This is a genomic window from Serratia sp. 14-2641, from assembly GCF_001692375.1.
GTDB lineage: Bacteria > Pseudomonadota > Gammaproteobacteria > Enterobacterales > Enterobacteriaceae > Chania > Chania fonticola_C.
This window is the reverse complement of sequence record NZ_LXKR01000044.1, coordinates 495,592-507,770: the sequence shown is the minus strand read 5'-3', so window position 1 is coordinate 507,770 and position 12,179 is coordinate 495,592. Positions and strand designations below refer to the sequence as shown.

Below are 12,179 nucleotides of genomic sequence, written 5' to 3'. Positions count from 1 at the left end.
TGAACTTTTGTTTTGCCACGTGATATCGCTGCAGGATCAGGAGTGTGGTGATCTGATCCTGACTACGGCCAAAAGTTCGATTTATTCAACAAAGCCGGTTGCTGAACAACTTCGGCAGATCGACATGTTATCGCATAACATCATTTTGGAACCGGTAGGGCGTAACACCGCTCCGGCGATAGCCTTGGCCGCACTGAATGCCATTGCCCAGGGCAATGACCCTATCATGTTGGTGTTGGCGGCCGACCACATTATCAATGATGTCGAAGCATTCCATCGTGCCATTGACCTGGCACTGCCACATGCGGCTGCAAAGAGTTTGGTCACTTTTGGTATCGTCCCCACCGGGCCTGAAACGGGTTACGGGTATATTCAACGTGGGGAATGTAAGAATGGATCGGTGGCTGCGCCTGTTCAACGGTTTGTAGAGAAGCCTGACAGCGAGACGGCACAAAGCTATATCGAGACTGGTGAATACTACTGGAATAGCGGCATGTTCATGTTTCGTGCCAAGCGCTATCTGGAAGAGCTGGAAAAATTCCGCCCAGATATCCTTGCGGCTTGCCGTGATGCGCTTGATAACACCGAATGCGATAAAAACTTTATCAATGTTGATCGCGATGCGTTTTCTGCCTGCCCGGATGACTCGGTTGACTATGCGGTAATGGAGAAGACTCACGATGCGGTGGTCATTCCTCTAGATGCTGGTTGGAGTGACGTCGGATCTTGGTCGGCGTTGTGGGAAGTAAGCAAGAAAGACTCGGCGGGTAATGCGCTAACCGGGGATACTTTCCTCTATGACTCCCGTGACTGCTACATCAACACTGACGAGAAGCTTGTCGCTGCTGTAGGTGTTGAAAACCTGGTGATTGTTAACACCAAAGATGCCGTTCTGGTAGTAGATAGATCCAAGGTTCAGGATGTTAAAAAGATTGTTGAACATCTGAAGAAGAACAAGCGTAGTGAATACCGTCGGCATCGTGAGGTGTATCGTCCATGGGGGCGCAGCGATATTTTGGTTGCCGAAAAACGCTTTAATGTGAATCGTATTATTGTGAATCCGGGAGAGGCCTTCTCTCTGCAAATGCATCATCATCGCGCAGAGCACTGGGTCGTTCTTTCAGGCACAGCAAAGGTAACAACCGGAGATAAAACGTTCTTGCTTACTGAAAATCAGTCAACGTTCATTCCTATCGGGATCATTCACCGTTTAGAAAACCCAGGGAATATCCCCTTGGAGCTGATCGAAATCCAATCAGGCTCTTATTTAGGGGATGATGACATTATCCGTATTAAAGATCATTACGGTCGTTGCTAATTCTTGAGGTTTTAATGAGTACCTTAACTTGTTTTAAAGCATATGATATTCGTGGGCAGCTTGGTGAAGAGCTGAATGAAGACATTGCCTACCGTATCGGTCGCGCTTATGGCGAATACCTGAAACCTCAGCGCGTGATTGTGGGTGGGGACATACGCCTGACGAGCGAGGCGCTCAAGCTGGCTTTGGCTAATGGGCTTCAGGATGCCGGTGCCGATGTATACGATATTGGCATGAGTGGAACAGAAGAAGTGTATTTCGCCACTTTCCATCTGGGTATGGATGGTGGTATTGAGGTTACGGCTAGCCATAACCCAATGAATTACAATGGAATGAAGTTAGTTAAAGCCAATGCTCAACCGATTAGCGGTGATACGGGGCTATTGACGATTAAGCAACTGGCGGAAGATAACAACTTCGCACCGGTTGATGAAAGCCAGCGCGGCAGCTACCAGACTCTTTCTATCCTGGAAGAGTATGTGGACCATTTGCTGAGCTATATTGATGCGGCTGAGTTGAAGCCTATGAAGCTGGTCATCAACTCCGGTAATGGCGCGGCTGGCCACGTTATCGATGAGATTGAGCGTCGATTCAAGCGCGATAATATCCCGGTATCTTTCGTCAAGGTCCACCACCAACCTGATGGCCATTTCCCTAATGGCATTCCTAACCCGCTATTGCCAGAATGCCGAGCCGACACAGCTAAAGCGGTAGTTGATCATCGGGCAGATATGGGTATCGCTTTCGACGGCGATTTTGACCGTTGTTTCCTGTTTGATGAAAAAGCAACCTTCATTGAGGGCTACTACATCGTTGGACTGCTTGCTGAAGCCTTCCTTCAGACTAACCCAGGTGCCAAGATCATTCACGATCCTCGTCTATCCTGGAACACGATTGATATTGTCAATCAAGCTGGCGGTGTACCGGTTATGTCGAAAACCGGGCATGCCTTTATCAAAGAACGCATGCGTAAAGAAGACGCTATCTACGGTGGCGAGATGAGCGCACATCATTACTTCCGTGATTTCGCTTATTGCGACAGCGGTATGATCCCATGGCTTTTGGTCGCCAGCCTGCTCTCAGCCAAAGGCAAAGCTCTGAGTCAATTGGTGAAGGATCGCATGTGTGCTTATCCGGCATCTGGCGAGATTAACCGCAAGCTTCTTGATGCCAAAACTGCCATTGAGTGCGTCTTGAACGTCTATAAAAATGATGCTCTGGTTTTCGATATGACTGATGGCATTAGTCTTGAGTTTGATGAATGGCGTTTTAATTTACGCACCTCAAATACTGAGCCTGTCGTGCGTTTGAACGTTGAATCAAAGGGGAACGTTGAACTGATGCAGCAGAAAACTAAAGAGATTCTGGCACTCTTAGGCGGAGAGTAACAATGAAAGAGATGTTATTAGCCATCTACGGTTATCGGGGTTTCATTTGGAGCAGTATTAAACGGGACTTTCAGTCCCGTTATCAGACCAGCATGCTGGGTGCGCTATGGTTGGTATTGCAGCCGTTGGCCATGATTTTGGTTTATACGCTGGTGTTCTCCGAGGTGATGAAAGCCAGGATGCCTGATAATTCAGGGCCTTTTGCTTACAGTATTTATCTTTGTTCTGGGGTGCTGACATGGGGGTTATTTACTGAGATTCTGGATAAGAGTCAAAGTGTATTTATCACTAATGCCAATTTAATCAAAAAACTCAGTTTCCCTAAAATATGTTTGCCGGTTATTGTTACTGCATCTGCTATTTTAAATTTCTGCATCATATTCAGCTTGTTTTTGATCTTCCTTATTTTTACTGGCAACTTCCCAGGCGTCTTATTTTTTTCCGTGTTGCCGGTTTTGGCATTGCAAGTCCTGTTCACCGTTGGACTGGGGATGACATTGGGGGTGATGAACGTTTTCTTCCGCGACGTCGGGCAGTTCGTTGGTGTATTGTTGCAATTCTGGTTCTGGTTTACACCTATCGTTTACGTCTTGAATTCGCTGCCGGAATGGGCAAGAAAATCACTGATGTACAACCCAATGGCTCGGGTAATGCAGTCATACCAATCGATATTTGCCTATCATCAGCAACCTAACTGGTACTCTTTATGGCCGGTGTTGGTACTGGCCATAATATTTTGCGCGTTTGGTATGAGACTGTTCAGGAAGCATGCTGCAGATATGGTGGACGAGTTATAATGAGTTATATCAAAGTACATAATGTTGGCAAGGCATACAAGCAGTACTCGTCTAAAACCGGGCGACTGCTTGAATGGATTTCGCCATTTAATACCGTCAAACATAAACTGAAATGGATCCTGCAGGATATAAGTTTTAACGTTGACCCTGGCGAAGCGTTGGGGATTATTGGTATCAACGGCGCGGGTAAAAGCACATTATTGAAATTGATTACCGGCACTGCCAAACCAACCTGTGGTGACATTGCTCTTTCTGGCCGTGTTGCCGCATTGCTGGAACTTGGTATGGGCTTCCACTCTGATTTTACTGGTCGCCAAAATGTTTATATGTCCGGGCAATTGCTGGGTATTCCCGTCGAAAAGATTACGGAACTGATGCCGGAAATCGAGGAGTTTGCTGAAATCGGCGATTATATCGATCAGCCAGTCCGGGTTTATTCAAGCGGCATGCAGGTGCGGCTGGCATTCAGCGTAGCAACAGCGATCCGACCGGATATTCTGATTGTCGATGAAGCATTGTCTGTTGGTGACGCCTATTTCCAGCATAAAAGTTTCGAACGTATACGCGAGTTTCGCAAGTTAGGCACCACGCTTCTGTTGGTTTCTCACGATAAGCAAGCAATCCAAAGTATATGCGACAGGGCTATTTTGCTCAATAAGGGCAGGATAGAAATGGAAGGCGAGCCTGAATCCGTAATGGATTATTATAATGCGCTGCTCGCCGACAAACAGAATTTGTCCATTCGTCAGGTTGAAACAAACGGAAAGTTACAGACCCGTTCCGGCTCTGGTGAAGCGAGTATTATTGATATTTGTCTGCTGAACGATGAGGGTGAAAGCATCGAGGTGGTAACGGTAGGGCAGCCTGTTAATCTGCAGGTGAAAGTTCATATCAATGAGGCCCTTCCTGAGCTGGTCGTGGGGTATATGATTAAAGACCGACTAGGGCAGCCGGTTTTTGGTACCAATACCCATCACCTGGGACAGCCGTTGTTTGAGCTGAAAGCGAAAGGCTCAAGAACCTTTTCATTTGCTTTCTCAGCCAATTTGGGTGTTGGATCCTACTCGGTTGCGGTAGCTTTACATACAGCTGGAACTCACGTTGGCAAAAATTACGAATGGCGCGATTTAGCGGTTGTTTTCAACGTGGTGAATTCAGACGAGAAAGATTTTATTGGAGTTGCCTGGTTGCCTCCTAAGTTGGAGATTTTTGAATGAGTGATGATTTCTACAGAGTTTTTGAGGAAGAACACCGAGGTAGCGTACAGGACATCAAACAACGCTTATCCGTGTACCTCCCTTTCATCACGGCGTTGGCAAAAATTTACCCTTCAGCTGAGGTTGCTGATGTTGGCTGTGGGCGTGGAGAGTGGCTCGAAACCTTAAGGGATAATGCTATTCCGGCCATGGGGGTCGATCTCGATGATGGCATGCTCGAACGTGCCTTGCAGATTGGCTTGAATGTGAAGAAGATGGATTGTCTGGCCTTTCTCCAACAGCAGGCAGATGCCAGCCTGCTGGCCATCACCGGTTTTCATATTGCCGAACATCTGCCCTTTGAGGTTTTACAATCACTGGTCAAAGAGGCTCTGCGGGTGCTTAAACCTGGCGGCCTGCTGATTCTTGAGACGCCAAATCCAGAAAACGTGAGCGTTGGAACCTGTTCTTTTTACATGGATCCCACCCACAACCATCCGCTGCCCCCCGCACTTCTTGAGTTCATTCCGAACTATTATGGCTTTCTGAGAACTAAAATACTGCGCTTGCAGGAAAAAGCCGGATTGAGGGACTCAAATTCGTCGGTTTATTTGGTCGACGTGCTGAAAGGGGTTAGCCCAGATTATAGCCTGATAGCCCAAAAAGAGGCCGAGAAGTCAGTTGTCCGCGAGTTAGATCCCTATTTCGAAAAAGAATATGGGGTTACTCTCGATGGCTTGAGCGATCGCTATGACCAGCGATTGAATAGTCAGTTTAAGCGAATGGACAAGGTGCAGCGCGCACAGGAAGCGAAACTTCACGACGTGGGCAACCAATTGGAGCGTTTCCAGCGCCAGTGGGAGAAATCGCATCAGGAACTGATGGCGGTTCATGCTCACAATCAAAGCCTGCAGCAACAACTCATTGATGTGCATGCCAGTAATTCTTGGCGCGTGACCTACCCATTGCGGTGGGTTTCAGGTCAGTTACAGGCTGTTCGAGATGAAGGTATTAAAGCTCGGGGCCGCAAGGCGGTCAAAAAAGTTTTGAGGAAAACGATCAATACGGCCCTCAGTCTTTTCCATGAGCATCCAAAGTTCAAAGGCTTTGTGCTCTCCAGCGCTAGAAAGCTGGGCGTTTATCGGTTACTACAATCTGTTTTCCGACGCGTTTTGAATTCCGCGCCTAACTATCACGCCGATCTTATGGCGAATGAACGTCATGTTGTTTATCAGGATAATATGACGAGCAGAGCTATTGATATGTATGAACAGTTAAAGACCGCAAATAATAAGAAGCACGGAGAGTCATAATGCGCATTGTTATTGACCTGCAAGGGGCACAAACAGAAAGCCGCTTTCGTGGGATTGGTCGTTATACTATTTCGATCGCTAAGGCGATTATCCGCAACAACAGCCAACACGAAATTTTTATTGCTTTGTCCTCATTATTCCCGGAAACGATTGCTGACCTGAAGGCACAGTTTAGTCGCCTAGTTCCGGCTGAAAATATCGTGGTTTGGTATGCGCCTGGCCCCGTTCGAGCGATGGAGAGGCACAATGCCTGGCGGGGCGAATGCGCTGAATATGTTCGCGAAGCCTTTTTACACAATCTTGCGCCCGATATTGTTTTCATCACCAGCTTGTTTGAAGGGCATGTGGATAATGCGGTGTCCTCGATCGCCAAATTCACCCCTAAAACAAAAGTGGCGGTGTTGCATCATGATCTGATCCCATTGGTGCAATCGGACGTTTACCTTCAAGATGAAGTTTATAAAGAGTACTACCTAAAGAAAATCAATTGGCTGAAGAAAGCGGACCTGTTGCTTACCAACTCGGATTACACCTCTGCCGAGGTGATGGAGTGGTTGGATATCCCCGCAGACAAGGTGTGCACGATTTCTGCTGCGACAGAAGAGCATTTTGTTATCAGCGAGGCATCTGATAATGAATTCACCGCTTTAAAACAACGATACGACATTACCCGTGATGTCGTGTTGTATGCTCCGGGCGGTTTCGATGCTCGTAAAAACTTCAAACGTCTGATTGAAGCTTACAGCAAGTTAACGCCGGAATTGCGTGAAAAAAACCAGTTGGTCATTGTCAGCAAGCTGTCTGACAGCGATCGCAGTTACCTGAGATCGATTGCTCATAACGTTCAACTACGTGAAGACGAGATGATCCTGACCGGATATGTATCGGAACAGGATTTGGTCGTTTTTTATCAGTTGGCCAAGCTGTTTGTTTTCGCTTCGCTACATGAGGGGTTTGGCCTGCCGATTTTAGAGGCGATGACGTGCGGAGCGGCGACTATCGGCTCTAACGTAACCAGCATCCCAGAAGTGATCGGCTACGCAGATGCACTGTTTGATCCTTATTCGGTGGAGTCTATTAAAGAGAAGCTTCATCAGGCTTTGAGTGATGAGATTTTCCTCAACAAGCTGAAGCAGCACGCCATGGTTCAGGCCAGCAAGTTCTCGTGGGACAAGGCGGGAATTAGTGCCTTGAACCGTTTTGAACAGCTGGTTTCCGATACCGGGGACGTGGTGGCAGGGGGGGTATCATCATCACAATTGATCGCCGCCATTTCCAAGATCAAATGTCGCGAAGAACCCACAGATAACGATTTGCGTTCAACCGCCGAGGCGATGGATCGAAATGCCAAACGGTTGGAACTACAGGGTATCGACCTAGCTGCGTTGTCCTGGCGTGTAGAAGGGCCTTATGACAGCTCCTACAGTTTGGCTCTGGTGAATAGAGAATTCGCGCGTGCGCTCAATCGGGAGAATGTTGGGGTTCTGCTTCATTCGACGGAAGGGCCGGGCGACTTTGCCCCCAGTGAAACCTTCCTGAATGATGAGAACAATGCGGATCTGAAGGAATATCATCAACGGGTTCAGCAACGGGGCGATAGGTCGGTTAACGTATTGAGCCGCAATCTTTATCCGCCACGCGTCAGTGATATGAAGGCCGATGTGAAGCTCTTGCATTGCTATGCCTGGGAAGAAAGTGGTTTTCCACAAGGTTGGATCAACAACTTCAACCGCGAGCTGGATGCGATCCTTTGTACTTCCGAGCATGTGCGTAAAGTATTGATTGATAATGGTACCAAGGTTCCCGTGTTTAATGTAGGGAACGGTTGTGAGCATTGGGAGCGCATTCAGTCCGCGAAGCAACCGCAGCTGAACGCCAAAACATTCAGGTTCCTACATGTTTCTTCGTGCTTCCCGCGCAAGGGGGTTCAGGCGATGTTAGTGGCCTATGGGGCCGCTTTCACCGCCAAGGATGACGTTTCCCTGATTATTAAAACCTTCGCTAATCCGCACAACGAAGTGCAGGCTTGGCTGAAGGAGGCTCAGAAGCAGCATGTCAACTATCCTGACGTCATTATCATCGAACAGGATATGCCAGAGCAGGAACTGAAGGCGCTCTACGAGTATTGTGACGTGTTGGTGGCACCAAGTTGTGCCGAAGGGTTTGGCTTGCCGATTGCTGAGGCCATGCTGAGTGGCTTGCCGGCGATCACCACCGACTGGAGTGGGCAGCTTGATTTTTGTACGCAAGAAAACTCGTGGCTGGTTGATTACCGCTTTGAGCGTGCAAAGACTCACTTTGGCTTGTTCTCTTCGTCTTGGGTCAGCGTTGATGTCGAAAATCTGGCAGAGGCAATGCAACAGGCCGCTGCTACCGACAAGGCGCAGTTATCTGCTATGGCGTCAAAAGGCCGCGAACTTATTCTCCGTCAGTTTACTTGGGACGATGTCGCACGACGATCGACTGCGGCTGTCGGCGCGTTGCGTAAGCATTTTGACGTCTCGCAAGAGGGGGCTCGCATTGGCTGGCTCTCGACCTGGAATACCAAATGCGGTATTGCTACTTACTCGCAACATCTGGTGGCTGACATGCCCAGCGATCAGATCGTGATTTTTGCGCCGACAGCAAATGATCTGGTTCATGCGGATGAAAACAATGTTTTGAGGAACTGGGTGGTTGGTAAAGAGAACAACTATCTTGATACTCTGGATGCGCAGATCGAAGCTCTACGCTTGAATACTCTCGTTATCCAGTTTAACTACGGGTTCTTTAACCACCGCGAGCTATCGGCCTTTATCGAAAGGCACCATCAGGCGGGCCGGGTTATCGTTATGGCCATGCATTCTACGGTCGATCCGTTGGAAAAAGAACCGCACTGGAACTTCCGGTTGTCAGAAATGACCGACGCGCTGAAAATGTGTGATCGTTTGTTGGTGCACTCTATTACCGATATTAACCGCTTGAAACAGCTGGGTCTGGTCGATAATGTGACCCTATTCCCGCACGGGGTGATTAATTATCCCGCTAAGGAGCCGGTGGCTGCCAAACGCAATGCGCTGCCACTGGTAGCTAGTTATGGTTTCTGCTTGCCGCATAAAGGGTTGCAAGAGCTGATCGAAGCGGTGGCCCACCTTAAAAAGGTGGGTAAACCTATCCGATTAAGGTTGGTTAATGCAGAATATCCTGTCAGTGACTCTGCCGCATTAGTGCGCGAGCTTAAAGCGACGGCGGCCAACCTGAAGGTTGAAGATCTGGTCGAGATGCATAACGATTTTCTTGATGACAAAGAAAGTTTGCGTCTGCTCTCTGATGCCGATCTGCTGGTATTCGCTTATCAAAACACCGGTGAGTCAGCCAGTGGCGCGGTGCGGTACGGCATGGCGACGCATAAGCCCGTGGCAGTTACGCCACTAGCCATCTTTGACGATCTTGGCGATGCCGTCTTCAAATTTAAGGGAACTTCGGTAGCGGATGTTGCCGAGGGCATTTCTGAAATTATTTCTGATATCGCTAAAAACTCGGCGTGTGCAGTTGAAACGCAGCGACGTGCTAATGCATGGTGCGAACAGCATGATTATCATGCCGTTGCCAGAAGGCTTGAAAATATGTGTACGGGTTTGTTAAGAGCCAAGCTCTTTAAGTAGCTTCTTGGTTTTAGCCCCCTTCAATGCAGCAGGTGCAGTTTTGCCCTGCTGCATTGAACCTATTATGCTGAAAGCATAAATATTCCATGGAATATGACTCTAGATGAAAATAATTCTTTCTGTTGAGCCAATCAAATTTCCGCTGACTGGCATAGGGCGTTATACCTATGAGCTGGCGAAGGGTTTGCAAAGCAGCAACGAAATTGAAGAGCTTCATTTTTTTTCCGGCACTCACTTTTTATCAGGTATTCCCACAGCAAAAAATACCTCCGATGGGAGTCACCGGTTAAAAAATATTGTGCAGAGCAACTCGTTGGCGATTGAAGCCTATAGGTTGCTGATGCCACGGCTCAAAAAGAAGGCACTGCGTGGCTATGAGCGTTGCATTTTCCATGGCCCTAACTTTTTTCTCCCTCCTTTTGAGGGCCCCTCCGTTGCAACATTTCACGATCTGTCTCCCTTCAAATGGGAGCACTGCTTTGATCCCAAAAGGAACCGTTTTACCAAGAAAGAGATGTTAGGCGCATTATCTCGGGCCAATGGTCTCATAACGGTATCGAACTATATTCGTAATGAGATCCATGAGTATTTTGACTATCCGCTTGAAAAAATTCACACGGTCCATCTGGCAAGTTCTCCCGACTTTTATCCGCGCAAGGCCGAGCAGGTATCCAGTGTTTTAAACAAATTTGGCTTAGGCTATAAAGCCTTCACCTTATTTGTTGGTACCATTGAGCCGAGAAAAAATATCCTTTCCTTAATCCATGCCTATAGAAGCCTTCCTAGAGAGTTGCGCACTCGCTATCCGTTAGTTCTCTCAGGCTATAAGGGATGGCGCAATGATGACATCATGCAGGAAATCGAACGAGGACAGCGTGAGGGCTGGCTTAACTATCTGGGTTTTGCCGCTGCAGAGGAATTACCGCTGTTGTACTCAGCCGCCAGCCTATTTGTTTTTCCTTCGCACTATGAAGGTTTCGGGCTCCCGGTTTTGGAAGCGATGAGTTCAGGTACCCCGGTAATCTGTTCTAACAGCTCCTCTTTGCCGGAGGTCGTGGGCGATGCGGCGATGACCCATGCCCCAGAGGATATCGGTTTATTAACGGAGCTTATCACCAGAGGCCTGACTGATGAGCAGTGGCGCAAAGAGGCTGTCGAACTAGGATTGTCAAATGCAACAACGTTTTCCTGGCAAAGTTGCACTCGCCAAACTTTAGACGTTTATCAAAAACTGGCCAATAATGATTAAAGTACTCCATTTCTATAAAACGTATTATCCAGACTCTTTCGGTGGCATTGAGCAAGTGATATATCAACTTGCTGAAGGTAGCGTCGAGAAAGGCGTATCGACAGATGTTCTGTCCGTGACGCCTGCGGGTAAGGATAGCTGCGAAGTTATTTCACAGCATACCGCCCATAAGGTCAGACAAGATTTTAGCATCGCGTCTAACCCTTTCTCGTTTCGCGTGATAAAGAAGTTTAAAGAGCTCAGCGAACAAGCGGATATCATTCACTACCATTTTCCATGGCCTTACATGGACCTCGTGCACTTCCTCGCTGGGGTTAAGAAGCCGACGGTAGTAAGTTATCACTCGGATATAATTAGACAAAAAAACCTTCTGCGGCTTTATAAACCGTTGATGCATCTTTTTTTGCGCAAAATAGATTGCATTGTAGCGACGTCACCGAACTATGTGGCCACCAGTGATGTATTGGAAACCTTTAAAGACAAGGTCACCGTAATCCCGATTGGCTTGAATAAAGCGACCTATCCCATACCGGAACAGAGTCGACTTGATAAATGGCAACGGCAGATCGGTCAGCCGTTCTTCCTGTTTATCGGTACGCTGCGCTACTACAAAGGTTTGCATATCCTGCTTGAGGCAGCCATTGGCTCAGACTATCCGATCGTGATTGTGGGCGCCGGGCCGATAGAAAGTGAATTACGTGAGCAGGCCCAAAATTTGGGACTGAAAAACGTTCATTTTCTTGGTGCGTTGCCGGATGAGGATAAAACGGCATTATTGATGCTGTGCTATGGCATTGTTTTTCCTTCGCATCTGCGTTCAGAGGCGTTTGGCATATCGCTGCTGGAGGGCGCCATGTACCGAAAACCGATGATTTCCAGTGAAATCGGTACCGGCACTACTTTCATCAATATCGATAACCAGACCGGGTTGGTGATCCCTCCGTCGGATCCTTCGGCCTTGCGAAAAGCCATGGATAAGTTGTGGGCCAACCCTCAGTTGGCAGAGCAGTTCGGCAATAAGGCGTATGAACGCTACGAGGAAATGTTTACTTCCAAGCAAATGGTTGATGAGTATACGAAAATCTACAGATCTCTGTTGGGTCGCCAATAAAGAGTTTGATTGAAGTAGGCCGGGCGGCGTCTTTTGGGTCTTAATGGATGCTTGTTTTGTGAACGCTGTCAGCCAGTTACTGAAAATTTAAACGAGATATGTGACCTATCGCACCAATCACTACCCAGCGAACACAATCCTGAGTTAACATGTTGGCCACATC

8 protein-coding genes are annotated in these 12,179 nt (G+C 47.9%); all 8 read left to right on the top strand.

What is annotated here, in order from left to right; genetic code table 11:
• Positions 1 to 52 precede the first annotated feature (52 nt).
• The 8 genes from A6U95_RS17650 (at position 53) to A6U95_RS17615 (ending at position 12,016) form a co-directional block, all read left to right on the top strand.
• A complete protein-coding gene (locus A6U95_RS17650; protein ID WP_065685434.1) occupies positions 53 to 1,318 on the top strand; it encodes a mannose-1-phosphate guanylyltransferase/mannose-6-phosphate isomerase in 1,266 nt (421 codons plus the stop codon).
• Positions 1,319 to 1,332: 14 nt separating this feature from the next.
• Entirely contained in the window at positions 1,333 to 2,706 is a 1,374-nt protein-coding gene (gene cpsG / locus A6U95_RS17645) for a phosphomannomutase CpsG (protein ID WP_065685402.1), read from the top strand.
• A gap of 2 nt (positions 2,707 to 2,708) precedes the next feature.
• Complete coding sequence (locus A6U95_RS17640; protein WP_083196405.1) at positions 2,709 to 3,503, top strand: ABC transporter permease; 795 nt, start codon at positions 2,709 to 2,711, stop codon at positions 3,501 to 3,503.
• Positions 3,503 to 4,720, top strand: a complete 1,218-nt coding sequence (locus tag A6U95_RS17635; protein ID WP_065685401.1) for an ABC transporter ATP-binding protein — start codon at positions 3,503 to 3,505, stop codon at positions 4,718 to 4,720. The genes A6U95_RS17640 and A6U95_RS17635 overlap by 1 nt, the downstream gene beginning before the upstream one ends.
• Positions 4,717 to 6,012: a class I SAM-dependent methyltransferase gene (locus A6U95_RS17630; protein WP_065685400.1), complete on the top strand. Its 1,296-nt coding sequence runs from the start codon at positions 4,717 to 4,719 to the stop codon at positions 6,010 to 6,012. The genes A6U95_RS17635 and A6U95_RS17630 overlap by 4 nt, the downstream gene beginning before the upstream one ends.
• Entirely contained in the window at positions 6,012 to 9,656 is a 3,645-nt protein-coding gene (locus tag A6U95_RS17625; RefSeq protein WP_065685399.1) for a glycosyltransferase, read from the top strand. Before A6U95_RS17630 ends, A6U95_RS17625 begins: the two co-directional genes overlap by 1 nt.
• Positions 9,657 to 9,759: 103 nt before the next feature.
• Complete coding sequence (locus A6U95_RS17620) at positions 9,760 to 10,905, top strand: glycosyltransferase family 1 protein (protein WP_065685398.1); 1,146 nt, start codon at positions 9,760 to 9,762, stop codon at positions 10,903 to 10,905.
• A complete protein-coding gene (locus A6U95_RS17615; RefSeq protein ID WP_065685397.1) occupies positions 10,898 to 12,016 on the top strand; it encodes a glycosyltransferase family 4 protein in 1,119 nt (372 codons plus the stop codon). Before A6U95_RS17620 ends, A6U95_RS17615 begins: the two co-directional genes overlap by 8 nt.
• The last annotated feature ends 163 nt before the right edge of the window (positions 12,017 to 12,179 follow it).

What these genes read in the sequence shown, in the direction of transcription:
- cpsG (WP_065685402.1), top strand. Translation starts at nt 1,333, where the DNA reads ATGAGTACCTTAACTTGTTTTAAAGCATATGATATTCGTGGGCAGCTT.
- A6U95_RS17640 (WP_083196405.1), top strand. Translation starts at nt 2,709, where the DNA reads ATGAAAGAGATGTTATTAGCCATCTACGGTTATCGGGGTTTCATTTGG.
- A6U95_RS17635 (WP_065685401.1), top strand. Translation starts at nt 3,503, where the DNA reads ATGAGTTATATCAAAGTACATAATGTTGGCAAGGCATACAAGCAGTAC.
- A6U95_RS17630 (WP_065685400.1), top strand. Translation starts at nt 4,717, where the DNA reads ATGAGTGATGATTTCTACAGAGTTTTTGAGGAAGAACACCGAGGTAGC.
- A6U95_RS17625 (WP_065685399.1), top strand. Translation starts at nt 6,012, where the DNA reads ATGCGCATTGTTATTGACCTGCAAGGGGCACAAACAGAAAGCCGCTTT.
- A6U95_RS17620 (WP_065685398.1), top strand. Translation starts at nt 9,760, where the DNA reads ATGAAAATAATTCTTTCTGTTGAGCCAATCAAATTTCCGCTGACTGGC.
- A6U95_RS17615 (WP_065685397.1), top strand. Translation starts at nt 10,898, where the DNA reads ATGATTAAAGTACTCCATTTCTATAAAACGTATTATCCAGACTCTTTC.